The sequence below is a fragment of the Myroides sp. C15-4 genome (assembly GCF_050522745.1).
Taxonomy (GTDB): domain Bacteria; phylum Bacteroidota; class Bacteroidia; order Flavobacteriales; family Flavobacteriaceae; genus Flavobacterium.
In genome coordinates, this window is sequence record NZ_JBMVQX010000014.1 from 58,244 (window position 1) to 84,963 (window position 26,720).

Genomic DNA, 26,720 nt, shown 5'->3' on the forward strand with positions numbered 1-26,720 from the left:
TCTACTTAATCGTTATTTGTTTTACATTTCTATACGACTCATCGTTATAGTTCCATTCTACCACAATATCCCAACGACCGTCTACCAGATTTGTGTTAGGTATGAGCAAATTGGAAGAAGACAATGATATGAGAGTATCAAAGTCTAATTGCTGGTTAGACGGTCTGTATAGGAATATTTTTCCATGTATCTTGTTATAGTCAAAACTCTCAGGGAAACCAATTTTGATTCCGTTTGACGTACTGTAAATGGTAACTTGTTCATCGAGTTTTAGTGCTTTCATCTCTCTCTCACGACGCGAATCCACTTCTACTTCTTGTTGATAATAGTTTTCCGTTACCAATTGATTATCATATTTAGCATCCACTTGTACGCGGATGACATACTGTAAAATAAAAATCATAAAAAGTGCGATGGCTATTACGATTCCTGTTCCAAAATTAAATTTCATACCTAACTATTTTTTAATTTTTAATTCAACATTCGAGGACCTAAAAAGTTTGTTTTCGTTGTTTGAATCAAACGATCCCCATCATATACATCAATAGTAACTTTAGTACTATATCCATCCAAATCTTTTTGTGGAATTTCGATAAATAGCACGCCTTCACTATAAGCTTCTTTTGCTACTTTAATTTCGTCATGTCCAACCATTTTAACTTCTGCAGTTTCTGGTTTTCTCACCTTAAAGGTAAGGTTATCGTACTCCTTCATGGTTTTGTTCATTATTTTGAAGGTATACACATTGGAGATATTCGCTCCTTTGTGTTCAAACGTTTTACCAGCAACGCGCAACACCCTAGCTTCTACATCAGTTCTCAAGAATAGGAGTCCAACAAGCACGATTATTAAAACAGATAGCACAACGGTATATCCTCTTTGACGTGGCGTAAAAGCATACGGTTTATTTTCGACGATTTCCTCTTCAGAAGCATAGCGAATCAACCCTTTTGGGAGACCTGCTTTTTCCATCACGAAATCACATTCGTCAATACAAGCAGTACAGTTTACACATTCTAACTGTGTTCCATTTCGGATATCAATCCCAGTAGGACAAACGTTCACACATTGTTTACAGTCAATACAATCTCCAATTCCCTCCGCTTCTCTATCTACGCCTTTTTTAAATTTACCTCTTCCCTTGGTACGTTCTCCACGTACGTGATCATAAGCAACAATAATCGATTTGTTATCTAAAAGCACACCTTGTAAACGTCCGTAAGGACAAGCGATTACACATACTTGTTCTCTAAACCAAGTGAAGACAAAGTAGAAGGCTGAAGTAAAAATAATCAATCCAATAAAATTACCCAGATGAGCAAAAGGACCATCTTCAACCATTAGCAATACAGCATCACTTCCGATAATATAGGATAAGAATACGTTAGCGATAAGGAATGAAATGATAAAGAAGATAAACCACTTCAAGAGTCTCTTGCGTATTTTCTCTGAGTTCCACGGTTGTTTATCCAACCTCATTTGCGCGCCTCGATCGCCGTCTATCCAATATTCGATTCGCCTGAAAACCATTTCCATAAAAATAGTTTGCGGACAGATCCAACCGCAGAAAATACGACCAAATGAAACCGTAAATAACGTTACAAAAACAACTCCAATAATCATTGAAATTACGACCAAGTAAAAGTCTTGTGGCCAAAAGGGGAAGCTAAAAATGTTGAACTTTCGATCGATCACATTAAATAGCAACAATTGATTTCCATTAATTTTAATGAACGGTGCTACAAGTAAAAAAACCAGCAAGAGGTAACTTACAACTTTTCTCTTGTTATAGTATGGCCCAGACGGCTTTTTGGGATAAATCCATGCCCTTTTACCATCTTTGTCAATGGTACTTATCGAGTCTCTAAAACTCTCATTATTTCCATTTTCCATAGCCTTGTGTGTTTTTTTTAAAAGGAGTTGAGTATGTGTATAAATACTCCACTCAACTCCTTTTTTATGTGTTTATTAGTTTTTTTTGTTTGTGTCAGTGTTATTCCTGACTTGCTTCCACTGCGTCTGTCGCTGCAGCTTCGTCACTTGGTACAGCAGCTTCCTCATTTGCTTCAGCATCTGCTGAACCTTCTAATTCTGCTTTTGACCAGATGATATCTCCTTCTGCCTCTTTTGGACTCGCAGGAGTTGTACCATTTAAAGAAATAACATAAGACGTTACTTTTTCAATTTCAGATGGTTTTAGTGTTTTTTCCCAATCTACCATCCCTTTACCAGGACGTCCTCCTTTAGCAATGGTGTGGAAAATATTTTTAACACCCCCACCTAAAATCCAATGATCATCCGTTAGGTTCGGTCCGATTCCTCCACCACCATCAATTTGGTGACAAGCCATACAATTGGTATCAAAAATCTTTTTACCTGCCGCTAATGAACTTTCATCGGTTAAGTATTGTGCCTCATCTGCAGAGATTAAATCCGCTGCGGTTTTTCTATACTCTTCAATTTGTTCTTTGGCAATAGCCACTGACTTTTCGTATTCTACAATTTGGTTGTCGCCTCCAAATACGTGGAATCTCAATAAGTATACAACAGAGAAGATTACTGTGATATAGAATAACCCTACCCACCATGGTGGTAATTCGTTATCTAACTCTTTAATCCCATCGTAGTCATGATCCATCAACAACTCGCTCTCCTCACTTACGGATGTTGTGCGCGTCATTTTTTGCATCAATCGTTTTACCCAAGGTCTATCTGCAAAGGAAAGGTTGTCTTCTTTTTCTTTCGCTGCCAACTCCTCTGGAGTCATCAAGCGATTGAGTACTTTATTCGTCGCAGCGGCTACAATTTCTACAGCGATCAAGGCGAATAAAAACAAGCCCAACAAAATAAGCACCGCAGGATGATCGATGAAAGCAGGTCTTTGTGCTGTTCCGCCTGCTACCCATTCTACTAATACATAAAATAGCAAGAATAGTAATGGAACTCTTACATATACTGGAAAATACTTTTTCATAATTTTTCTGAATTAGGATCAACATTGTGCTTTTCATCATCTAGAAATGGCATATTGCTCAATTCTTCAATCGTTTCTTTTTTATAGGTAAATACCCATACAAACAAGCCTACAAAAAAGGTAAAGAATATAAGCAGGGATATAATTGGATAAATTTCTATCCCTCCTATTGTCTCCATTGTATGTTTAATAAATTTCAACATAATGCTTTCTCTTTTTTATTATTCCTCAACTCTATTTTTGATGTCTGTACCTAAACGTTGTAAGTAAGCAACCATAGCAACAATCTCACGCTCGCTCATTGGAACGAACTCCTGTCCATTTTCTTTAGCAGCTTTTTCACTAGCTAAATATGATTCTTTATAATCCGGATCCGTTTGGAAATTTAGAGCAATTTGCTCCCCTTGTTCCTTCATGGATTGTCTTGCATTTGCAATATCTTCATCGGTATAAGGAACACCTAATGTTCTCATTACGCTCATTTTCTTCTCAATACGTGAGAAATCCGCTTGTTTGTTATCGAACAACCATTTGTATCCTGGCATAATAGATCCTGGAGATGTTGATTGTGGATTATACATGTGGTTGAAATGCCAGATATCTGAATATTTCTGTCCTACGCGCATTACATCTGGTCCCGTACGTTTAGAACCCCATAAGAATGGATGGTCATATACATACTCTCCCGATTTTGAATACTCTCCGTAACGTTCTACTTCTGAACGGAATGGTCGAATCATTTGCGAGTGACATCCCACACATCCTTCACGGATATACAAGTCTCTACCTTCTAACTCTAATGGAGTATAAGGTTTCACACTTGAAATGGTTGGAATATTAGATTTTACGAAGATTGTTGGTACGATCTGTACGATACCCCCAATTAAAATCGCAACAGTTGTTAAGATTGTAAATTGGATTGGTCTTCTCTCTAACCAAGTATGCCAAGCTTCTCCTTTTAAACGAGAAGCAGAAATTCTTTTTAATTCTGGTGCTTCTGCTAATTCGTCTTCTACTGGTTTACCAGCTCTTACTGTTTTGTATACTAAGTAAATCAATACGAATAATCCGATTAGGTAGAATGATCCTCCAATCGCACGCATGATATACATCGGCATAATTGCAGTTACTGTTTCAAGGAAGTTACCATATTTCAATGTTCCTGATGGATCGAAGTCTTTCCACATTAAGTGTTGAGAGAAACCAGCTACATATAAAGGAATCGTATATAAGATAATCCCTAAGGTTCCGATCCAGAAGTGGAAGTTAGCCAAAGCTTTCGAATACAATTCTGTTTTTGTCATTCTAGGGATTAACCAGTACACCATACCAAAAGTCATGAAACCATTCCATGCTAAGGCACCAACGTGTACGTGAGCAACGATCCAGTCTGTATAGTGTGCAATCGCGTTTACGTTTTTCAACGACAACATCGGTCCTTCAAACGTCGCCATTCCGTACCCTGTAATACCTACTACGAAGAATTTCAACACAGGATCTACTCTTACTTTATCCCAAACTCCACGCAAGGTTAACAATCCGTTGATCATACCTCCCCAAGATGGAGCAATCAACATCACAGAGAATACTACTCCTAAGTTTTGCGCCCATTCAGGTAAAGCGGAATACAACAAGTGGTGTGGTCCTGCCCAGATATATAAGAAAATTAATGACCAGAAGTGAATAATAGATAGACGGTACGAATATACCGGTCTATTCGCCGCTTTTGGCAAGAAGTAGTACATCAATCCTAAGAACGGTGTTGTCAAGAAGAAGGCCACGGCATTGTGTCCGTACCACCACTGCACCAGTGCATCTTGAACCCCTGCATACACAGAGTATGATTTTAATCCGTGAACAGGTAGCTCTAAAGAGTTAAAGATGTGTAATACTGCTACTGTTACAAAAGTTGCTAAATAGAACCAGATAGCAACATAAATGTGACGCTCTCTACGATTGATGATCGTCATAATCATGTTGATACCAAACGTAACCCAGATCACCGCAATAGCGATATCAATTGGCCACTCTAATTCAGCATACTCTTTTGAAGTAGTAAAACCTAGAGGCAAGGTAATTGCTGCAGCAGCAATAATCATTTGCCATCCATAAAAGTGAATGTTACTCAAAACATCACTGTACATTCTTGACTTACACAAGCGTTGTAAAGAATAGTAAACCCCTGCAAAGATTGCATTTCCAACGAAAGCAAAAATAACTGCATTCGTATGTAGCGGTCGTAATCTTCCGTAGCTCAACCAAGGAATTCCATCGGTTAAATTAGGAAATATAAACAGTACCGCTAATAGTAATCCTACAAGCATCCCAACGGCACCAAAAAAGATTGAGGCGTAAAGGAATTTCTTTACAATTTTGTTGTCATAATAAAATTGTTGCACTTCCATAGTTGTTTATATTTGATTTTCTTTTTGATTAATTTCTTCACCTTGCTTCTCTTCTGCTTGCTTTTCGGTTTTCTTTTCGGTTTTCAACTCATCATCGAATAACATGCGTACAGAAGGCGTATAAGCGTCGTCAAACTGACCACTTTTTACAGACTTAATAAAAATGTAGAGGAAGATCCCTGCCACAAAAACACTGATACTAATTAAGAAATAAATAACACTCATACCTCATTATTATTAAAACAAAGTTAACAATATATATTAGCTAAAAATATGATAAATATCACCAAAAACCTAATAATTAGTTTTTTTATTTTATCCTTTTTCCATAATAATTTGTCAATACGGTAACAAAGCTAATAATAGTAAACGTACTGATTGGCATCAAGATAGCAGCCAGCAAAGGCGACATCATATTCATGATAGACACTGTTATTCCAATGACATTATACGTTAACGCCAGTACATAACTAAGTTTAATCACTTTAACAGATTGTTTAGAAAAAACTAAATAACTGAGCAAACGATCAAAAACACTCGCATCTAAAATGGCATCACTTGCTGGTGTAAACACATTGACATTCTCTGAGACAGATACCCCAACATTACTTTGGGCTAAAGCGCCTGCATCATTTAATCCATCTCCAATCATCATCACATTACCGCCTTGTTGTTGCAAGGCCTTGACATATTCTAATTTTTCTTCGGGCTTTTGGTTAAAAGCCAGTGCAGTATCTGCTGGTAAAATTGCTTCTAGGTAGGCTTTTTCTCCTTCGTTATCTCCTGAGAGAATACTCAAGTTGTACTGGTGTTTACGCAAGTTTTTGAAAAGCGTTTCCAAACCAGGACGATAGTGATTCTCAAAGATAAACTTGCCGAAATATTGCCCATCAATAGCGATGTGTACTGCTGTTTCATTTATTTTACTTTCAGTCGTTGCTTGCACTAAAGCCGCAGAACCTATTTTATATACTTTTCCATTAATCTCTCCTATGATTCCCTTTCCGGCCAACTCTTCAAACTGCGTCGGTTTACGCACTACTTTAGCATGTAAAAACGCATACAGTTTGCGGCTTAGTGGGTGATTGGAAGCACGTACTATGTTCTTAATGTCAGTTTGTTGTTCTTTGGTCAGTTCCAAACCGTCATACTGAATCCCAGACTGCGCATTGGTTGTAATAGTACCCGTTTTATCAAAAACCAGCGTATCTACTTTGGCCATTTGCTCCACCACTGTTACATTTTTGAGGAAAAACTTTTTGCGTCCTAAAATGCGAATAGCATTCCCCAACGTAAAAGGGGCTGTCAGTGCTAAAGCACAAGGACAAGCCACAATTAAAATGGCTGTAACGACGTTAAATGCGCTATTGAGATCTACAAAAGCCCAACCTAAAAAGGCCAAAACCGAAATGGTTAATAGGGCTGGTGTAAAGTAGTGACTAACGGTATCCGTAATGGTTTTGTATTTTAAGTCGACGCGTTTCTGGAACACTTCATTACTCCACAACTGGGTCAAATAACTTTGAGATACTTTATTAATTGCTTCTACCTCTACGGCATCTCCCATTTGCTTACCTCCAGCAAAGAGTTTATCACCTGATTTTTTCTCTACGGGAATAGCTTCTCCTGTTACAAAGCTGTAATCAACATACGCGCGTTCAGACAACAGAATAGCATCCACAGGCAATAATTCTTGATTGCGAATCAAAAGGCGATCGCCTTGTTCTACTTCATACACCTGAATAGGCTCCTCTACGCCGTCTTTACCCAGCTTGGTAATCGCAATAGGGAAATACGATTTATAATCGCGCTCAAAGGACAAAAAGTTATAGGTGCGTTGTTGAAATAGTTTTCCCAATAGCATAAAGAACACCAACATCGTCATACTGTCAAAGAACCCCGGTCCTAAATCGAAAACAATATCTACTGTACTTCGAATAAACATGACGATAATCCCCAAAGACATCGGAATGTCAATGGTGTAATTTTTCGTTTTTATTCCCGTCCAAGCCGCTTTGTGATACGGAGAGGCCGAGTAGAAAAACACAGGCAAAGACAAAAACAAGATCAACCAGCGGAAGAAACTCTTGTATTGCTCCATCCAAACGTCATCAATATTGAAATACTCTGGAAAAGACAACATCATCACATTGCCATAACAAAAAAAGGCAACCCCTATTTTATAGATCAAACTGCGATCGATGCTATTGGGTTTTTCCTCATAGTTTTTCAAACTGATATACGGTTCATAACCGATGCGACAGAGCAACAAAACAATTTCCTTTAAATCAATGTTTTCTGTATTGTATGTAATAGTTGCTTTTTTTTCTGGGAAGTTGACCAAAACGCGATAAACACCAGCATTTAACTTGTGTAAGTTCTCTAAAATCCAAATACAAGAACTACAGTGAATATGGGGAATATACAAGGAAACAATAGCCGTTGTCCCCTCGTTAAACTCCAGTAGTTTTTCTACAATATCAGGATTGGTTAAGAAATCGTATTTCCCTTGCACATCTTCAGGAGTGGCTCCCGGTGTTGATTCAAGGTCATAATAACAGGTTAAATCGTTTTCATTAAAGATTTCGTAGACGGTTTTACAACCGTTACAACAAAACATTTTTTCATCGTAGTCTATACGATTAAATGCAGTAACACTGTTACCACAATGAAAACACGCTTTTTTCTCCATAAAATTTGCTCATTTACCTTGTACAAAGGTCTTAGTTAATTCTCCTAAAATTTATGACATTTATCAGTAAATAGCACTATCTTTGCAATGGTATTTCACCATTTGCATTAAAAATAGTATATTCAGGTATGGGACGATGTGAGCAATGTATGATTAGAGAATTTAGTTCTCTAAAAGCTTTAACTAGAGAGGAGTTACTAGCTATTTCTGAAACAAAAACCCACTTTATCATTAAAAAAGGAGAAAACATATTCTCTGAGGGGGAGAGTTTGAATGGCGTTTATTGTATCAAAGAGGGATTCTGTAAATTGACGAAGTTAAATTCCAATGGCAAAGACTCCATTGTAAAATTAGCAAAACGAGGAGATTTACTGGGGCAGCGTTCGATTATCAATGAGGAGGCGTCCAATCTTTCTGCGACAGCTTTAGAAGATATGCAAGTGTGTTTCATTCCCAAAAAAGAAATGTTGGACAACTTCACGGACAACAATAAATTCTCCCTGTTGGTTACACGTGACATTTGTACGCATTTAAAAGATGCGGATCAAGATTTAGCCAACCAAACCCACAAAACAGTCAAAGAGCGCTTAGCCATCATGTTATTAAAGTTAGAAGACTTAGGTGGTTCTTCTGCTGAAACTCAAGCATTAAACATCAAGTTATCGCGAGAGGATTTAGCTAATATGGTTGGAACAGCAACTGAAAGCTGTATTCGTTTACTTTCTGAACTCAAAAAAGAGGGCATTATCCAGCTCAAAGGGAAAGACATTATTCTTGTTGATAAGCGCGAGCTTCGTGCATTGGCAGAATAAATGCGAACTGTTGTTTTAATTTAATTAAATTCATCTATATTTTTATGCAAATGATGCAAAATAACTTATTTTCGCATTATGAAGCATACTACTATAGATACGTTAAAACAACTGATTAGTTCACCTGCAAAGAGCTTTACTATTATTCCCCATCGCAACCCCGATGGCGATGCTATTGGTTCTTGTTTAGGCTTATATCATGTATTAAAAAAACTGGGACACAAAGTAGAAGTGATCTCCCCAAATGAATACCCTAATTTCTTGGCGTGGATGCCAGGTACTTCTCATATTAAGGTTTACGATTTTAATAAAACAGCTGGACAGCATATTATAAAAAACAGCGACTGTATTTTTACCTTAGATTTTAATATTCTATCGCGTACAGGCGATGAAATGGGCGCTTTTTTAGCGACACTCTCCAATGATTTTGTTATGATTGATCACCATCAAATGCCTGGTGATTATGCTAAACTAACCTTTTCTGATACTTCTTTTGGTTCTACCTGTGAATTGCTTTATTCGCTTTTGGAACAAATGCAATTGACAGACCTGATAGACAAAGAGACTGCTACTTGTATTTACACCGGTATTGTTACGGATTCTGGATCGTTTAGATTCCCGAAAACAACAGCCAAAACCCATCAAGTAGTTGCTGCCTTAATCGACAAAGGCATTGACAATCCCGCCATTCACCACGCTCTTTTTGACAATAGTTCCTTCAATCGCTTACAATTGATGGGAAGAGCCTTGCAAAACTTGCATCTGATTCCCAATGCACAAGCTTCTTACTTATTTTTAAGCGATCAAGAGTTGGAAGAATTTAAACACCAAAAAGGCGATACAGAAGGGCTTGTCAATTACGGTCTTTCCATTGCTGGAATTGATTTAACCGCTTTCTTTATTGAACGTAAAGAAGAGGGAATCATCAAGATTTCCTTCCGTTCTTCTGGTACCCTCGATGTGAATCAATTGGCTCGAACGTATTTTGAAGGAGGCGGACACATCAATGCAGCAGGAGGTAAATCGACCTTATCACTAGAAGACACGATTAAACGCTATACCGAAATTGTAAACAATCACAAACAAGACTTTTATGCTTAACCCTCGTTTTTGTTTTGCCTTGCTTGCCTTTACTTGTCTTTTGACTAGCTGTCAGGAAAAACAAGAGGCGAGAAAACCAATTTCTCAATCGAAATCTGTTGAGACCAAACTTTCTATTGATCGCAACATCGAATTGAGAGAAAGCGAAGAAGATATCTTCACAAGATACAGAGAACACGATACAGCCAACGAATATTTTCATTCGAATACAGGCTTCTGGTTCGCCTATCAGCAACGAGAGGTCAAAGACTCTATTAAGCCGAAAAAAGGCGATCTTGTGCGCTATACGTATGAAATTCACAGTGTCAATGACAGCATTATTTACGCCAAAACGGATATTGGTTCTCTGACGTATAAAGTAGACGAAGAAGATATCTTACCTGTATTGAGAAGCAGTCTAAAAATGCTAAAAGCCAAGGAACAAATCAAAGTATTAACTCCTTCCAATATGGCGTATAGCTACCTAGGCGACCAGAAAGCAATTACCAAGAATCAACCTTTAATCGTAATCATCTCCTTAGAATCAATCACAAAATCTAATTAATAAAAATGAAAAAAATGACGAGTTTAATTTTAAGTTTAGTCGCTTTAGTGTCGGCTTGCACAACTCAGAAGTCAGATTTACCTGACGGGTTGTATGCAGACATAAAAACAAACAAGGGCAATATTATTGTTGAGTTAGCGTATGAAAAAGCACCAATTACCGTGGCTAACTTCGTGAGCTTGGCTGAGGGAAAAAACCCTTTTGTCGATGAGCAATACAAAGGAAAACAATATTTTGATGGGATTAAATTTCACCGTGTAGAAAACAATTTCGTTATCCAAGGTGGAGATCCTACAGGAACTGGTGCAGGTGGACCAGGCTATGTGTTTCAAGATGAATTCTCTCCTGAATTAACACACGATAAAGCGGGTACGTTATCCATGGCTAACAGTGGTCCTTTCACCAATGGAAGTCAGTTTTTCATCACGCATAAACCTACTCCATTTTTAGATAACAGACATTCTGTTTTCGGTTATACAGTAAAGGGAATGGATGTAGTAAATAGCATTGTAAAAGACGATGTAATCGAAAGTGTAAAAATCATCCGTCAAGGGAAAAATGCGAAAAAATTTGATGCTGTAAAAGTATTCAAAACCTACTTTGAAGAAGCAGCAAAAGAGAAAAAAGAAAAAGAAGACAACTTGAACAAAACACAAGAAACCTATGCAACTAAATTCAAAGAGTTGAAGAGCACAGCAAAAGTGTTGGATTCTGGTTTATCTTATGTGATTGTAGAAAAAGGAGAAGGAAAAAAACCTGTAATCAGCCAAGAAGTATTTGTAGATTACGCAGGATTCTTTGAAAATGGAATGGTGTTTGACTCGAGCATTGAATCGATTTTAAAATCATTTAACATGTTTGACCAACGCAGAGCTGATATGAAAGGATACAGTCCAATTCCATTCAAATTTGGCGCTAAAACAGGTTTAATCCCTGGATTTATCGAAGGAATTGAGCAAATGAGTTTTGGGGATACTGCTGTTATCTTTATTCCAGCTCACTTAGCTTATGGTGAACGTGGTGTAGGACCAATCCCACCTAATACAGATTTAGTATTTGAGTTGAAGTTATACGAAAATGCAGATAGAAAATAAAAAAAACCTCCGCTAAAGCGGAGGTTTTTTTTATGGTGAGTAGTGAGTGGTGAGTGGTGAGTGGTGAGTGGTGAGTGGTGAGTGGTGAGTGGTGAGTGGTGAGTGGTGAGTGGTGAGTGGTGAGTAGTGAGTAGTGAGTGGTGAGTGGTGAGTGGTGAGTGAGTGGACCATTTACCATTTACCACTTACTATTTACTATTTACCATTTACTATTTACTATTTACCATTTACCGATTAACTGTAAACCAAAAAACCACCTGATAGGTGGTTTTTTTATCTCAATTGCTGATTTTTCAAATAGTCTACAGCATTTCGTCCTTCGTTGAACAACAGGTCCAAAATACTCAGGTTGTTTAAAAAGCCATTTTTATCGTCAAATACCTGAACATAAGGTTCAAATTGATTCACGTCTTTTTTACCATTGGCTAATCCTCTAAAATCGGTTAATCCTGCTGGAATTTCTTTGACGTATTCTTCTGTTTTAGCAAAGGGCCAAGTGACTCCTAAACACGCGGTAATGATTTCGTGAATTTCTAAATTCAGGTCCAACATATACTTATAGTGTTTTTCAAAAACAGGGCGTATATCGTCTTCAAAGTACTCAAAGAATGGAGAAGTGCGGTAAGCGGCTTCTAGGCTCTTAAAGTGTTGTTTTTGCCAGCCAAAAGCATATTCGATTTCTACGTCTTTAAACTTTTGGTATACCCCTTCTTTGGTGTGTTTGATGGGTATATTCAACATTTGGATCCCATTAGCACTGTGAATATACATTCTGTTTCTATTGGTCTGTTTTTGAAAGTTATCTTCTATCTCAAAAACAAGTTCCGCTGCTTGAGCCATCGCTACATAGTGACTTATAGAAGGAAAATAAGTCGGATGTAGTAAAATTGTATTGGTCATTACTAAAACTTAGAATTCTTTTTATCTTTTCTTCTCTTGTATAAACTATAACTCCCCCAGCCCACTAAGATCACGACAAAATACGGGAAGTATGAAATTTGCTCTCCATTTCCGTTTACTGTAATAAATAAGCGATCCCAACGTATTTTATCCAAGGCTTTGGACCATGGAATTGCTTGATCCAAACTCATCCATACAAATACGGGTTTTCCAACAATATGATCTTCGGGTACGAATCCCCACATTCTACTATCTTCTGAATTGTTGCGGTTATCCCCCATCATGAAGTAATAGTTTTGTTTGAACGTATATTGATTGGTCGCTTGCCCATTGATGTAAATCTGTCCGTCTTTGACCTCTAGCTCATTATTTTCATACACGCGAATCACGCGTTTATACATCGGTAAATTCTCTTCCGTCAAAGTGATGGTTTCCCCTTTTGCAGGAATGTGAATAGGACCTAAATCACTCTCCGTCCAAGTTGGTTGGTTGTGTGGGAAGATGTACCCTTTCGGCAGTACATATAGGCCAAGTTGAGCTGTATTCGGACTTCTTATCACCCCTTTTACAGCGCTAAACGTTTTTAGATATTCCACATCAGCATCTGTCAATGCTTGAAAGAACACCCCGTAATGCGGTCGATTTACATAGGTTACTGCTTCACTAATATTGCGATCTCTAATGATTGCACGCAAATCTAATGTACCATCAGTCTCTACTAAATAACTATATTGAACGCGTGCTCTATCGTTGAGTTGTAATTCTTTATCATTGATAAATACAAGTCCTTCTTTTACGGACAAATTATCTCCAGGTAAACCTACCGCGCGTTTTACGTAGTTGGTTTTCTTGTCAATGGGTTTGATTACCCCAGGGCGTTTAACGGGATCTCCAAACTTATAAATAGTATCGACAGGCCAGTTGAACACGACGATGTCGTTGTGTTGTACTTTTTGGAATCCTGGTAATCGAAAATACGGTAAATGCGGTTTATTTAAGTACGATCTTTTAGAAGTACCCGGAATCGTATCGTGTACCATAGGCAAAGCAACCGTTGTCATTGGAGTTCTAGCACCATAGTGGAATTTACTCACAAATAAGAAATCGCCCACCATCAAGGTTTTTTCCAACGAAGAGGTTGGAATGGTATACGGTTGGATCGCATAGGTGTGAATCACGGTTGCTACTACAACCGCAAATAAAATAGAGCTGAGAAATTCACCTGATTCTGTATCGGGTTTTAGCGATCTATTTTCGCGGTACTTTACATCGCCTACATAGTTAATAAAGGCTACGTATAACCCCAGGGTTACCACCCCTAAAATAGTATCGAAAGTTGATTTTTTTCCAAAGCTTCGCAAGATTTCAACCCATACCACAGGGAACATAATCAAGTTTACAATTGGAATAAACAACAAGATAACCCACCACCACGGGCGATTAATTATCTTCATTAATACTACGCCATTATATACTGGAACAGCGGCTTCCCATGCTTTTCTTCCTGCTTTTACATATAATTTCCAAGTTCCTATAAAGTGAACCACTTGGATCAACAGGAAAAAAATAAACCATTGTGCTATTGTCATACTATTTTCTTTTTTAGTTTCCCAATTTACTTATTTTTTCAAATTAAGTACATCTTTCATTGAGAAAATACCTTTTTTATCTTTAATCCACTCTGATGCAATTACTGCACCAAGTGCGAAACCCTCGCGATTATGCGCCGTGTGTTTAATTTCAATTTGATCGATGCTCGAATTATAACGCACTGTATGTGTTCCGGGTACTTGATCTTCTCTTACTGCATCAATAAGGATATCCTTTCTCTCGGATTGTGCGTCTAACGTCCAGCCTTCATAGTTTGAATGGGCTATAATCCCCTCCGCTAAGGTAATGGCTGTTCCACTAGGCGCATCTAATTTTTGTGTGTGGTGTACCTCTTGCATCTCCACCTGATACTGCTCTAAATTGCGCATCATTTTGGCAAGGTACTCGTTTAATTCAAAGAAAATATTAACGCCTAAACTAAAATTTGACCCGTAGAGAAAAGCGCTGTTTTGCGCTTGGCAAAAGTCCACTACTTCGTTATACTGTGCTAACCAACCCGTTGTACCACTTACTACAGGAATTCCCGCAGCCAACGCTTCTTTGATGTTGTCAACGGCAATGGAAGGCACGCTAAAATCAATAGCAACCTCAGCTTCTGTTAAGCTTCCTGTTGTTTGATTGCGCTGTTTGGTATAAACGATGGCATGTCCTCTTTCTACAGCGATGCGCTCAATGATTTTACCCATTTTGCCATAGCCTAGCAATGCTATTTTCATAAATTACGTTTGAATTAAAAGCGATACTGTACGTTAATCGCGTATTGATATTGTTGTTGTTGCGTTAAACTCTTTTGATCGAACTCAATAACGGGTTTAATCGTCAAGTTTTCATTGACATTAAACTGCATTAAGTGCGCATCAACATTGGCGTCTACAATACTTAAGACATAAAACCCGATGGCGATAACCACGGATAGGTCCCTATTCTTGCGGTAAAAATTTTGACCATCTAACAAGCGTTCTTCATCTAGTCCTGCTAGTGTTTCATCTGTTTGGTCTATTTTGCCTTGCAAGCGGTTTTTATACTCGTTTCGATAACGATCATAATTGCGTTGATTATCCGCCCAAAAGTAAACAGGAATACCAATTCCAGCATACACTAGCGGTACTTTCCAATACTTTCGGTTGTAAATCTGTCCCAAACCAGGAACAATTGTAGTATAGAATGCTGCACGAGAAGGTGCAACAGGATCAATCGGTTTGTAAACAACCTCTTTGGTTCTCTTTTCTTTTTTACTATCCTTTTCAAGTACCTCTTCTTCTTGAGCAAAACCTGCTAGATGAAAAAAGGTACTGAAAATAATTATCCATATAACTTTACTTCTCACTACTTTTCTAAAAGTTTGATAATACGATCTAAATCTTCTTCTGAGTAAAAGGGAATGGTGATTTTTCCTTTTCCATTGTGGTTGGCTTTAATATCAACTTTAGCGCCAAAAAACTTTCCAAAAGATTGTCTGTACGTTTCTGGTACTGCAGGTTGGGCTTTGGGTTGGGCTTTTACCTGTCCCGCTGCTTTATCCCCTTCTTGATATTTTTTTACCAAAGCTTCTGTATCGCGCACGGATAAATTTTCCAAGATAATCTTGTGATAAATATCCGTTTGTACGTCTAAATCGTCGATGTTAATAATCGCTCTACCGTGCCCCATGGTAATAAAACCATCTCGGATTCCCGTTTGAATAATGGGATCTAATCGCAATAAACGCAAGTAATTGGCGATTGTTGAACGCTTTTTACCTACGCGATCGCTCACTTGTTCTTGTGTCAAGCTAATTTCCTCCATCAAACGTTGATAGGACATGGCAATCTCAATGGGATCCAAATCGTGGCGTTGAATATTTTCAACCAAAGCCATGACAAGGGAATCATTGTCGTTTGCGATGCGAATATAAGCAGGAATCGTGGATAAGCCAGCTATTTTAGAAGCTCTTAACCTTCTTTCCCCTGAAATTAACTGATATTTATTAAAGTCAATTTTTCGAACCGTAATAGGTTGAATCACGCCGAGTTCGCGAATACTACTTGCCAACTCTTGCAAAGACTCTTCATTAAAATTTGTACGAGGTTGAAAAGGATTTATTTCAATTGCTTCTACATCCAATTCAATGATATTCCCCACAACTTTATCAGCATTTGTATCGTCAATGGACTTGATATCATTATCGGGGTCCTTTAACAACGCTGACAATCCTCTTCCTAAAGCTTGTTTTTTGATTGCTTTTGCCATAGTTTATCTTTCCTCTCCTATTTTTAGTGATTCTTTTTTACTATTTCCTCCGCTAAATTAATATAATTTGTAGCACCTTTACTGGTTGCATCGTAATTTATGATACTTTCACCAAAACTAGGTGCCTCACTTAATTTTACATTGCGTTGGATAATGGTATCAAAAACCATATCATTAAAGTGTTTTTGTACTTCTTCTACCACTTGATTGGACAAGCGAAGACGGGAATCATACATCGTCAACAACAAGCCTTCAATATCCAATTTAGGGTTGTGAATGCGCTGTACACTTTTGATGGTATTCAATAACTTCCCTAGTCCTTCCAAAGCGAAATACTCGCATTGAATTGGAATAATAACAGAATCTGCCGCAGTAAGTGCATTTAGTGTCAATAATCCCAAAGACGGTGCACAGTCAATGATGATATAGTCGTATTGATTTTTGATCGATTGCAGTGCTTCTTTGAGCATATACTCTCTGTTTTTCTTATCAACTAATTCGATTTCAATCGCAACTAAATCGATATGTGCAGGAATTAAATACACATTGGGAGCTGTACAATCTACAACGGCTTCTGCTGGTGTACAACTGTGTTCTAGCACTTCATAAGTACCTAATTCAACAGCTTCTACATCCACTCCTAATCCTGAAGTAGCATTCGCTTGAGGATCGGCATCGATTAACAATACCTTTTTTTCAAGTGCTCCTAAAGAAGCAGCTAAATTCACAGAAGTCGTAGTTTTACCTACTCCACCCTTCTGATTGGCAACAGCTATAATTTTCCCCATTTTCTTATATCAAATAAATTTTGAGTGGTAAAAATACAATTAATTATCTGTATATAAAATCTATTTTATTAACATTCTCAATCGGTAACCTTCCCATAAAAAAAGGGTAATCTCTTATCATCCAAAAGAATACCCTTTATTTATTTTGCTTTATTTCTTGCGAATATTCGCTTCTAGCATGTCCCACATTTCTTCGGGAACTTGATCGAGCATATTAAACTCTCCTGCACCTTGTAGCCATTCTCCACCATCAATTGTGATTACCTCACCGTTGATATAGCTCGAGAAATCGGAAATTAAATAGGCGGCTAAGTTTGCTAACTCCTGATGCTCACCGACTCTGCGCAATGGAATTTTTTTCGCTAGGTCGAATTTCTCTTTTAAATCCCCTGGTAATAAGCGATCCCATGCTCCTTTTGTTGGGAATGGACCTGGTGCAATAGCATTAAAACGCATGCCGTACTTGGCCCATTCTACAGCTAAACTTCGCGTCATGGCTAAAACACCTGCTTTTGCCACTGCAGAAGGTACCACATAAGCCGATCCCGTCCACGCATAAGTCGTTGTTATATTTAGTACAACCGTATTGCGTTGTTTTTGTTCAATCCAGTGTTTACCCACGACCAACGTACAGTTCTTTGTTCCTTTTAGCACAATATCAACAATGGTATCAAATGCATTGGACGACAAGCGTTCTGTTGGTGAAATAAAGTTACCTGCCGCATTGTTGAGCAATACATCTACTCTTCCCCATTTTTCCAATACTGCTTGTAGCATTTGCTCTACTTGATCATAATGTCGAACATCACAACTCACCGGAAAACACAAACCTCCTGTTTGTGCTTCTAATTCTTGGGCTGTTTGTTGTAGCTTCTCCATATCACGAGAGGTAATTACAACCTTTGCGCCAATCTCCATAAAGTAAGCCGACATCGATCTGCCTAATCCACTTCCCCCTCCAGTAACGATCACTACTTTATCTTTTAATGCCGTTGGCGGTAACATTTTTTCTGTATAATTCATAACTTGTTTTCTTTTTGATATCTTCTAAAGATACAAAAAGGAAGCTGATATCCTTTGCTCTTAGGATTAAAAACTTTCTTTTAATAAAAACAAATCCCCTGATCCTTTTTTACTGGTCGTGGGTATACTTTACCACTATTGGGACTATTTATTATCATTCAAAAAAAACAATCATCAGATTTACAACACATTAACCTATACTTCTTTTGGCTTTCTTCGGTAGTTGTTCGAGTCATCTTCGAGTTTACTTGGGCTGAGGGCTGTTTTACCGAACAAGACTCGAACAAAACCCGAACAAGACCCAAAGAAAAGTCTTTGAACGTTGGTGTGATTGGTTAGTTGCGCAGTTTACCTCATCTAGTTTATATTTGTTTGGTATTTGATGAATCTGCACTAAGCTTTGATTTATTTTATGTGAAGCTGTAAAGTCGTGAAATTTTCTTTACAAAAAAGATTTAATCTTTATACTTATGTTACACTGATGAAAAAAAGCATTACATCAGTCACACCAAGTTGTAAGATTGAGAAGTTTTGAAATCATACAGTATTCAAAAAGTCGTAGTTAAGATTTTTGAAAACGTAAATAAATTATAATCTACTAAGATAAATTATGTAAGACAAACAAAAACCCCGACTAAAAAATCACGGTTTTTATTTTCAGCTATTTAACAATCTTTTTATCGGAAATAAAGATTTTATAAAGTATTAATACACTAGAAATTAGTGAAAAAATAGACAATAAAAAAAGTAATGTATTTTCTGTATTGAATACGTCATGCCCCATAATAATAAGAAAAGTAGTTATCATAGGACATACACAAAGTAAGTAATATAGTTTATTTTCATTCAACATACTATTTTTTTTAGCAAAAATAACATAATATATGATATTTACGAATTTACAATATTGTTGTTGAAACATTATAGAATTTAAAACCACTTGTTATAGCCACAAAATGTAAATATTTCACACACAGACTAGGTTATACTTGAAATTAACCTAATAAAACAACTACTTTAAGTGCAATTTTATGAATTCGTAAGATTATGATGTTTGTGATGTTCCTAAAGTTTGTAAAATTGTAAACCATTCACTTTAAACTGTTCACCACTATTCACCACTTACCACTTACCACTTACCACTTACCACTTACCACTCACCACTCACCACTCACCATTCTTTAACATTAATTTTGGTTTTTAACCGAATATACCTATCTTCGCTTTGATCAAACTCTTTTTACTATGAAAAAATCACACTTTCTAGCTGCATCATTTCTAGCCATGATTTGTGTGCTTCTCTTAAAGAACTATGGGATTATTACCATGGGGTATGATATGATGGTCGTGCTATTTATTACTTTGCCGATTACCCTATACTATTCCCAACAAAAGAAGAAAAGCAAATCAGAATAATTTTTGAACCTTTCTTACGTAAATTTATATTTCAAAAAAAAGACATCCCGAGGGATGTCTTTTTTTATGCTGTTGTTTTTTTATTTCTGAGCCTTATCAATGTGAGTTTGGATGGTGTTCCAATCGTAATAATGAAACACCTTTCCGTTGCTCATCATCACTAACATGCCTTTTGGAAATTTGGGATCGAGTGGCAGAGCGGTAATTTCCAAGCCATCGCATTCCACTGCTGCTACGGGAATGGTAGTAATTAGTTGATGCTGATTCGGATTTGTCGGTTTACCTTCTCTTGGATAAATCAGGATGGAATTGTCCTGTTGGTTGGATACCACGATATATCCCGTTGTTGCATCCTTTTTGTAGATGGCAATTCCCTCGTGATCGCGTTTGGCATCGGCTTGTGCGAAGAAAGCTAGTTCGTCGTTCCCCTTTGCTGGATCTGCATAATATTTACGCACCCCAGCGGTTTCATCAGAATAATACACATAGCCCAATTCTTGGTCTACTGCTATGGCTTCAATTTCTTTCTTTCCGCTATACGCACCAAATTTACGTGCTAGCGTCAATGCTAGTTTTCCGTTGGCATTGACTGCATATTCGTATTGCCATAGGTAGTCTTGTTCAGGACCATTTTTACGTCCAACAATAGCGTAAAACACAGGCGTTTCTCCCTCTTTTTTTGTATAAAGGGAAATGCCCATAGGTTCATTAAACCCCTCTGCTGTTTCCCCTTCAAATACAGTTAGTCCTCCATTGTCAATGGGCGTTAATTCTGGTAATTTAAAAAAACGAATCGCATTGGCCTTGCGTTCAGTTACTACAGCAATGGCTATGGTATCATTTTGATAAGGGAAATCATAGGCAATATCCACATTATTTGGACGGGCCATATCAGGGTAAGAAGCTACAATTTTTCCTTGTAAATCATAAGCATAGAGTCCACCGCCTTTTTCCTTATCCGTTCCAATAATCAAGCTCTTGCTGGGATCGTTTTTATCAATCCAAATAGCGGGATCATCCGTATCAAAAACGGTTTGTTCGGTTACTACTAGGGGTTGAATAGCATCGGGTGAAACAGGGGCTAGTTTGTCCTTACAAGCGGTGAGTAAAGTCAAACTCAGTATAAAATAGATTGATTTTGCTTTCATTACTTAGTCTTTTTTAGGGTATGAGTATAAATCACTTCTGCACTTTCACTTGTAGCTTTTACGACCTGAACAGTTAGCTCCTTGTCCACAATAGAAAAGGTCATAAAACCAGGTTCAGCGGCTGCAAAAATCGTGTGTTCCATGTTACCAGAAGGGCGAACTTCACTTGCTGCTCCTGATAAAAACTGAGTGGTATAGCGCTCTTTTGGTTTAATGATTTGCAAATCGTGTTCATGTCCACAGATATAAGCATCTACACGATGGCGGTCAAAGAAATCCGCAAATTTTTGTTCAAATCCCTGGGTATCTTTGTTTACTTTTCGCTTGCCTCCGCTATACATCGGATGGTGTCCTACGACCACTTTCCACTGAATGTCTGGATCGGCCTGTCCTAGCGTTTCTTCTAACCACTGCATTTGTTTGGCTGTATCTTGCTCAACCAAATCGCCATATTTTGCACTCTTGCGGTAATTGTCAATAAACGGATTAGTATCCATCACCACCAACAAGAGTTTTTTTCCATTTTCTAATTTAAACGTTTTGCTGTAGTAGCGATCAGGCATATTCCAGCGTCTGCTCACTTGCGTATAATCTATTTGGGCTTGCACATTACCCAAATAATCGTGATTGCCTAAAGCGACATACCAATCGGCATATAACGAAGGATTGGTATATACCTGTTCAAAAGACGAAATCCAATGATAATCCTGCGTACTCGCCACCCCATTAGGATAGAAATTATCGCCTACTGAAACGACAAATTCTCCGTCGAGTACCACCATGGCATTCCCCAATTCACGAGCCACCTCTTTTTGATAGTAATCGCCTACACGACCAAAATCTCCTAAAACTAAGAAATTAAAACTATCCTCTTGATGGTTTAAACTGGGAATATTTTGTCCTGAATACCCCGTGCTTTTTTCGTATTCAAAAGGGGTTTGCGCTTGGGTTAGTCCCGTAAAACTAAGTAAAAATAAAGTGTAAAGTATTTTCTTCATAGGTTGTAAATAAAAAATTACAGCCAATAGAACTATTCGCTGTAATTTTCTGGTGTATGGTTTATATTATAAATCAAATTTAATTCCCAACGTAAACTTTGGCTGGTAGTATTCCATTTGTTTTACGCGATTACTCACGCCTTGATAGTAGCGCAACGGTTGATTCGTCAGGTTATTCGCTTCGGCAAATACGCGTAAATACTTGGTTATTTTATAAGATGCATTAGCATCTAAAAACAATTGTTTGTCGTAATAGCTATCTTCGAAGCTATTTCCTCCTAAAGCATCTAAATAATCAGATGAATAGTTCAATGAGATACGAGCAGAAAAGCGCTCATTTTCCCACGATAGCGATCCATTAAACATATGCGGAGCTGATCCTGGTAATTCCATGTTTTTGCGTACTTCTCCATCGGCATTGGTAATTCCCTTGGCCTCTGAATGCGTATAGGTATAGTTGACATAAACGCCTAACCCTTTAAAGAATTTCCCAGGAATAAAATCAAGCTGTCTTTGAAAAGCTACCTCAACACCAAATAGATTCACCTGATCTCCATTGCGTTGTTGGGTAAATTTCCATTTGTCTCCAGCTTTGATTGGGTTTACTTGATCAGGGAAAGTAGCGTCAAAGTTCTCCTTTGTAAACGAATCTGAATGATAGGTATAAATAAAGTCATTTAAGTTTTTGTAAAACACACCAGCAGAGAACATCCCTACGGATTCGAAATATTTTTCTGCCATCAAATCGAAGTTATACGCATAGGTTGCTTTGAGGTCTGGATTTCCAGCTGCCACCACATTATCTTGAGAGATCACGCTAATATAAGGGGCTAATGCATAATAATCAGGTCTTGCTAAGGCTGTAGTAAAAGCCGCTCTGTAAATCCAATCCTGGTCTGTGGTGTATTTAAAGGTCAAGCTCGGCATGACGTTGGTATAGCTGTTGGTATTGTTTACCTCTCCTACTAAATCGCTTTCATCTACAATGTGATTTCCTGTATAGTCAATACTTGTATGCTCTACACGTGCCCCTACAATCATCGACAGTTTTTCGTTAAAATCTTGATCCCAACGGATATACCCTGCATAAATTTTTTCTTTCGCTTTGTAATTCAAGGCTAGATATTCTTCAGGCTTGGCTTCTTTTTCAAATAAACTAGCATTATTCAAATCTAATCCTCCTAGGTATTCTTTGGTTGCAAAATAACCTGGCACATACTTACTACCTGGCTGAAAACTAGCACCATCGTAATAATTATGAGGAACGTCTACTAGGTTTCCAATGGCATTGGGAGCAATGGGAGTATACTCGTAGAACATATTATCGCGTTCTTTGTCTTTTAAACGCAAGCGACCACCAAAACGCAGGCGCCCTTTTTGATCTTCAATTACAGAAAACGGAATTCTAAAATTCAATTTTGCTCCAAATTCGCTGTCTTTTGTAAAGTTGTGGTTTTCGGTTAGCTTTCTAAAACTGAAGTTTTCTGGTGTATCTTTTGTTGCTGTGAGTAAGGGAAAGTCTCCATTAGACAAATCCTCAACCATGGCTACTTTCTTATTTTGGAAATCCAAATAACGCTCTCCTGGACGATCTTCGGATGCACGGGAATAGTTCACCGACCAATCCATATCTAAATTACTCGACCACAAATGCTCTCCGCTCAACGCATAGTGCTGTACGCGCTGATCTTCTAATCGCGTATTTTTATTGCGGCTATTGTCAATTCCCCCTTTTGTTTCTCTGCGGATATCTCCTTTGTAGCCTACAATATTGTTTTCTGCATCGTATTCGGGTGTAATGCTTCTATAACGCACACGGTATCTGTTTTCTCTATCATCTCTCCAGTTGTACATGGCACTGGCATAAATCGTGTGGTTGTCGTTAATTTTGTAGTCAAAAGCTCCTGAGAAACTGCGACGCACGCGTTGAACATCATATTTTCTGATGTCATACTCACTGATATACACATTATTGTGCTCGTCTTGACTCCAAACGCCTTCGACGTTGTCTGAACCAAAGTTATTGCTGTTGTACGATCCACTTAAAATCATTCCGAATTTAGAATCTAAAAAGCGATTGCCATAAACAAAACTACCAATATAGTTTCCTTTTTCTCTAATGGGATTATATCCTCCTGCAACGGTAGCAGAAATGCGCTCTCCATAAGGGGAAGCACGGGTAATCAAATCAACAGATCCTCCAATGGCGTCTGCATCCATATCGGGGGTTAGTGTTTTATTGACTTCGATGGAGGAAATCATATCCGACGGAATTAAGTCCATCTGTACATTTCTATTGTCTCCTTCTGCTGATGGAATGCGATCTCCATTTAAGGTTACGGAATTTAAACTCGATGCCAATCCTCGAATTACGATATTACGGGCTTCGCCTTGGTCATTTTGCATGGTAATCCCCGGTACGCGTTTTAACGCATCTCCAATATTAGAATCGGGGAAACGCCCCACTTGATCTGCAGAAATCACGTTGGTTACATTCGCGTTGTTTTTTTGTTGGTTTAACGCTTTGGCTTGTCCTTTCAAACGGTCTCCAATAATAACAATCCCCTCTAGGGTTTGAATATCAGTAGACAAACTTAAATTGACTACGGTATTTTGTCCTGCAACTACCTCAACCTCTTGTTCGATAGGTGCATACCCCATATAACTAACCGATAAGGTATACTGCCCCCCTGGTATATTTAAAAATTCAAAGTAACCATTGGTATTACTAATCGTGTATTGTTTTCCGTTATCTAACAATACAGCAGCCCCAGGTAGTGAGCTCTTATCTGTAACATCAATAACTCTTCCGGATACAATACCGTGTTTTTTATCCGCTTGTTGTGCCTGTAAGGTCCAAGCCAAACAAAGGGTAAAAAAGAATAATAAGTACTTTACTTTCATAATTATCACATTGATTTGTTTTGAAAGCAAACTTAATTCTACCCCTACGAAATTGTGTTTCTATATCGTTATGATTGTGTTACGGTTATCGGTGGACAGTTAATCGGTTGTACAGTGTATCTCAAACCGCGCAAAGAACAAAGAACAAAGAACAATTCGTTGCGATTTCCCATCTCCCATAACCAAAAAAAAGAGGCTATGCTTGGCATAACCTCTTTTTATTTCGTAAAATCAAATTTTACATTTGACTTTCTTCTAATTGCTGTTTTTTAGCTTTCTTCTCTTTTAAAAACTCAATTGTTCCTCCAGTTGCCCAGTAGCAAGCGAATCCAATCAAGAATATTAAAAGCCAAAACGCCATTGTAATAACGGTCATGGCAACGATGAAACCTAAATACTGTTGAAATTCAAACATTTTATTCCGGATTTTTTTTGTATACGTCCCAAATATACATCCTTTTCTTGATTTGACAATACCCCTCATTTTATTTTCCCTCTTCTTTAGAATGAAACTAAATAATTCAGTATCTTTAAGGTAATTTTAAATACAAATCACATCATGGACTATAGAATAGAAAAAGACACCCTAGGTGAAGTACAAGTACCCAAAGACAAGTATTGGGGAGCACAAACAGAGCGTTCGAGAAACAATTTCAAAATTGGCCCTGAAGCTTCGATGCCGCATGAAATCATTGAGGCTTTTGCTTACCTAAAAAAGGCAGCAGCCTATGCTAACTTCGATTTAGGGGTATTAAACCAAGAAAAAAGAGATGCAATTGCTCAGGTATGTGATGAAATTATCGCAGGTAAATTAGACGATCAGTTCCCCTTGGTTATTTGGCAAACGGGATCAGGTACGCAATCCAATATGAATGTCAATGAGGTTGTTGCCAATCGTGCACAGGTTTTAGCGGGTATGGCCATTGGTGAGGGTGAACCTGTACTCAAAGCCAATGACGATGTCAACAAATCACAATCGTCTAACGATACTTATCCTACGGCTATGCATATTGCCGCCTATAAAGCGGTTGTTGAATCTACCATTCCCGGAGTTACACAGCTCAAAAACACCTTGGCAGCCAAAGCAGAAGCCTATAAGGATGTCGTTAAAATTGGACGTACGCACTTAATGGACGCAACGCCTCTAACCTTAGGACAAGAGATTTCGGGTTATGTCGCTCAATTAGAGCACGGATTAAAAGCATTGAACAATACCTTAGCTCACCTTGCTGAATTAGCCCTGGGTGGTACGGCTGTAGGAACAGGATTAAACACCCCAGCCAACTACGACGTAGTCGTTGCTAAACACATTGCTGATTTTACGAAACTCCCTTTTGTAACCGCTCCTAATAAATTTGAAGCGCTTGCTGCACACGATGCTATTGTAGAAACGCATGGTGCCTTAAAACAACTCGCGGTTTCCCTATACAAAATCGCCAATGACATTCGCATGTTAGCTTCAGGTCCGCGTTCGGGTATTGGTGAGATTATCATTCCTGCCAATGAACCTGGTTCGTCTATTATGCCTGGAAAAGTGAATCCAACACAATGTGAAGCTTTAACCATGGTAGCTGCTCAAGTATTAGGAAATGATGTAACAATCTCCTTTAGTGGTACACAAGGACAGTATGAATTGAATGTATTCAAACCTGTAATGGCAGCTAATTTTATTCAATCGGCAAAACTAATCGGCGATGCTTGTGTTTCTTTTGATGAACACTGTGCACAGGGAATTGAACCAAATCACAAACGCATTCAAGAACTCGTAGACAACTCCTTGATGTTAGTTACCGCCTTGAATACGAAAATCGGCTACTATAAAGCCGCTGAAATCGCTCAAACCGCACATGAAAATGGAACTACACTAAAAGAAGAAGCCGTTCGATTGGGCTATGTTACCCCGGAAGACTTTGACCTTTGGGTAGATCCGAAGAAGATGATTGGGAATTAGTGAGTGGTGAGTGGTGAATGGTGAATGGTGAGTGGTGAATGGTGAGTGGTGAATGGTGAACGTCCCTAAATATGGTTGACCGTTTTTAAACATTAACTTCATTATTAAATATAGTAATAAATGGTTTGGA

24 protein-coding genes are annotated in these 26,720 nt (G+C 38.0%); 6 read left to right on the forward strand and 18 right to left on the reverse strand.

Going from position 1 to position 26,720, the window contains the following annotated elements; genetic code table 11:
• Position 1 precedes the first annotated feature (1 nt).
• The 7 genes from ACPDHL_RS08355 to ACPDHL_RS08385 all read right to left on the reverse strand — a co-directional run bounded on the left by ACPDHL_RS08355 (position 2) and on the right by ACPDHL_RS08385 (position 8,071).
• Complete coding sequence (locus tag ACPDHL_RS08355; RefSeq protein ID WP_430532319.1) at positions 2 to 451, reverse strand: FixH family protein; 450 nt, start codon at positions 449 to 451, stop codon at positions 2 to 4.
• Between the two features lie 20 nt (positions 452 to 471).
• Entirely contained in the window at positions 472 to 1,893 is a 1,422-nt protein-coding gene (gene ccoG, locus ACPDHL_RS08360; protein WP_430532320.1) for a cytochrome c oxidase accessory protein CcoG, read from the reverse strand.
• A 100-nt stretch (positions 1,894 to 1,993) separates the two neighbouring features.
• Positions 1,994 to 2,974: a cbb3-type cytochrome c oxidase N-terminal domain-containing protein gene (locus ACPDHL_RS08365; RefSeq protein ID WP_430532321.1), complete on the reverse strand. Its 981-nt coding sequence runs from the start codon at positions 2,972 to 2,974 to the stop codon at positions 1,994 to 1,996.
• On the reverse strand, positions 2,971 to 3,177 hold the full coding sequence (locus ACPDHL_RS08370; protein WP_158961321.1) for a cbb3-type cytochrome oxidase subunit 3: 207 nt from the start codon (positions 3,175 to 3,177) through the stop codon (positions 2,971 to 2,973). Before ACPDHL_RS08370 ends, ACPDHL_RS08365 begins: the two co-directional genes overlap by 4 nt.
• A gap of 18 nt (positions 3,178 to 3,195) precedes the next feature.
• The gene (gene ccoN / locus ACPDHL_RS08375; RefSeq protein ID WP_430532322.1) at positions 3,196 to 5,379 is read right to left on the reverse strand and encodes a cytochrome-c oxidase, cbb3-type subunit I; all 2,184 of its coding nucleotides are present in this window, start codon (positions 5,377 to 5,379) and stop codon (positions 3,196 to 3,198) included.
• Positions 5,380 to 5,385: 6 nt separating this feature from the next.
• Positions 5,386 to 5,604 (reverse strand): cbb3-type cytochrome oxidase assembly protein CcoS, encoded by a 219-nt coding sequence (gene ccoS, locus ACPDHL_RS08380; protein WP_430532323.1) that lies wholly within the window; start codon positions 5,602 to 5,604, stop codon positions 5,386 to 5,388.
• A gap of 85 nt (positions 5,605 to 5,689) precedes the next feature.
• Positions 5,690 to 8,071, reverse strand: a complete 2,382-nt coding sequence (locus ACPDHL_RS08385; RefSeq protein WP_430532324.1) for a heavy metal translocating P-type ATPase — start codon at positions 8,069 to 8,071, stop codon at positions 5,690 to 5,692.
• A 128-nt stretch (positions 8,072 to 8,199) separates the two neighbouring features.
• Here ACPDHL_RS08385 and ACPDHL_RS08390 point away from each other — a divergent pair, with 128 nt between their 5' ends.
• The 4 genes from ACPDHL_RS08390 (at position 8,200) to ACPDHL_RS08405 (ending at position 11,622) form a co-directional block, all read left to right on the forward strand.
• Positions 8,200 to 8,883: a Crp/Fnr family transcriptional regulator gene (locus ACPDHL_RS08390; protein WP_430532325.1), complete on the forward strand. Its 684-nt coding sequence runs from the start codon at positions 8,200 to 8,202 to the stop codon at positions 8,881 to 8,883.
• A gap of 78 nt (positions 8,884 to 8,961) precedes the next feature.
• On the forward strand, positions 8,962 to 9,984 hold the full coding sequence (locus tag ACPDHL_RS08395; protein WP_430532326.1) for a DHH family phosphoesterase: 1,023 nt from the start codon (positions 8,962 to 8,964) through the stop codon (positions 9,982 to 9,984).
• The gene (gene gldI / locus ACPDHL_RS08400) at positions 9,977 to 10,528 is read left to right on the forward strand and encodes a gliding motility-associated peptidyl-prolyl isomerase GldI (RefSeq protein ID WP_430532327.1); all 552 of its coding nucleotides are present in this window, start codon (positions 9,977 to 9,979) and stop codon (positions 10,526 to 10,528) included. Before ACPDHL_RS08395 ends, gldI begins: the two co-directional genes overlap by 8 nt.
• Positions 10,529 to 10,533: 5 nt before the next feature.
• Positions 10,534 to 11,622, forward strand: coding sequence for a peptidylprolyl isomerase (locus ACPDHL_RS08405; RefSeq protein WP_430532328.1), 1,089 nt, complete (start codon positions 10,534 to 10,536; stop codon positions 11,620 to 11,622).
• 273 nt (positions 11,623 to 11,895) lie between these two features.
• Here the strand turns inward: ACPDHL_RS08405 and ACPDHL_RS08410 are convergent, their stop codons facing one another.
• The 7 genes from ACPDHL_RS08410 to ACPDHL_RS08440 form a co-directional block, all read right to left on the reverse strand.
• Positions 11,896 to 12,522 (reverse strand): WbqC family protein, encoded by a 627-nt coding sequence (locus ACPDHL_RS08410; RefSeq protein WP_430532329.1) that lies wholly within the window; start codon positions 12,520 to 12,522, stop codon positions 11,896 to 11,898.
• A gap of 2 nt (positions 12,523 to 12,524) precedes the next feature.
• Complete coding sequence (gene lepB / locus ACPDHL_RS08415; protein WP_430532330.1) at positions 12,525 to 14,111, reverse strand: signal peptidase I; 1,587 nt, start codon at positions 14,109 to 14,111, stop codon at positions 12,525 to 12,527.
• A gap of 30 nt (positions 14,112 to 14,141) precedes the next feature.
• The gene (gene dapB, locus ACPDHL_RS08420; RefSeq protein WP_430532331.1) at positions 14,142 to 14,849 is read right to left on the reverse strand and encodes a 4-hydroxy-tetrahydrodipicolinate reductase; all 708 of its coding nucleotides are present in this window, start codon (positions 14,847 to 14,849) and stop codon (positions 14,142 to 14,144) included.
• A gap of 14 nt (positions 14,850 to 14,863) precedes the next feature.
• Positions 14,864 to 15,460, reverse strand: a complete 597-nt coding sequence (locus ACPDHL_RS08425) for a DUF5683 domain-containing protein (RefSeq protein ID WP_430532332.1) — start codon at positions 15,458 to 15,460, stop codon at positions 14,864 to 14,866.
• Entirely contained in the window at positions 15,460 to 16,362 is a 903-nt protein-coding gene (locus ACPDHL_RS08430; RefSeq protein WP_430532333.1) for a ParB/RepB/Spo0J family partition protein, read from the reverse strand. The genes ACPDHL_RS08425 and ACPDHL_RS08430 overlap by 1 nt, the downstream gene beginning before the upstream one ends.
• A 23-nt stretch (positions 16,363 to 16,385) precedes the next feature.
• A complete protein-coding gene (locus ACPDHL_RS08435) occupies positions 16,386 to 17,150 on the reverse strand; it encodes a ParA family protein (protein ID WP_430532334.1) in 765 nt (254 codons plus the stop codon).
• Positions 17,151 to 17,300: 150 nt separating this feature from the next.
• Positions 17,301 to 18,173 carry an SDR family oxidoreductase gene (locus tag ACPDHL_RS08440; RefSeq protein WP_430532335.1) on the reverse strand — a complete coding sequence of 291 codons (873 nt, stop codon included), beginning with the start codon at positions 18,171 to 18,173 and terminating at the stop codon, positions 17,301 to 17,303.
• Between the two features lie 1,245 nt (positions 18,174 to 19,418).
• Between ACPDHL_RS08440 and ACPDHL_RS08445 the strand changes: the two genes are divergently transcribed.
• Positions 19,419 to 19,589, forward strand: a complete 171-nt coding sequence (locus ACPDHL_RS08445; RefSeq protein ID WP_430532336.1) for a hypothetical protein — start codon at positions 19,419 to 19,421, stop codon at positions 19,587 to 19,589.
• An 80-nt stretch (positions 19,590 to 19,669) separates the two neighbouring features.
• On the opposite strand, the gene ACPDHL_RS08450 is transcribed toward ACPDHL_RS08445, so the two are convergent.
• The 4 genes from ACPDHL_RS08450 to ACPDHL_RS08465 form a co-directional block, all read right to left on the reverse strand.
• Positions 19,670 to 20,737 carry a phytase gene (locus tag ACPDHL_RS08450; RefSeq protein WP_430532337.1) on the reverse strand — a complete coding sequence of 356 codons (1,068 nt, stop codon included), beginning with the start codon at positions 20,735 to 20,737 and terminating at the stop codon, positions 19,670 to 19,672.
• On the reverse strand, positions 20,737 to 21,735 hold the full coding sequence (locus ACPDHL_RS08455) for a metallophosphoesterase (RefSeq protein ID WP_430532338.1): 999 nt from the start codon (positions 21,733 to 21,735) through the stop codon (positions 20,737 to 20,739). Before ACPDHL_RS08455 ends, ACPDHL_RS08450 begins: the two co-directional genes overlap by 1 nt.
• A 66-nt stretch (positions 21,736 to 21,801) precedes the next feature.
• Positions 21,802 to 24,639, reverse strand: coding sequence for a TonB-dependent receptor (locus ACPDHL_RS08460; protein ID WP_430532339.1), 2,838 nt, complete (start codon positions 24,637 to 24,639; stop codon positions 21,802 to 21,804).
• Between the two features lie 238 nt (positions 24,640 to 24,877).
• Positions 24,878 to 25,054: a hypothetical protein gene (locus ACPDHL_RS08465; protein WP_182625717.1), complete on the reverse strand. Its 177-nt coding sequence runs from the start codon at positions 25,052 to 25,054 to the stop codon at positions 24,878 to 24,880.
• A 144-nt stretch (positions 25,055 to 25,198) separates the two neighbouring features.
• On the opposite strand from ACPDHL_RS08465, the gene fumC reads away from it, so the two are divergent.
• The gene (fumC, locus tag ACPDHL_RS08470; RefSeq protein WP_430532340.1) at positions 25,199 to 26,590 is read left to right on the forward strand and encodes a class II fumarate hydratase; all 1,392 of its coding nucleotides are present in this window, start codon (positions 25,199 to 25,201) and stop codon (positions 26,588 to 26,590) included.
• Positions 26,591 to 26,720 lie beyond the last annotated feature (130 nt).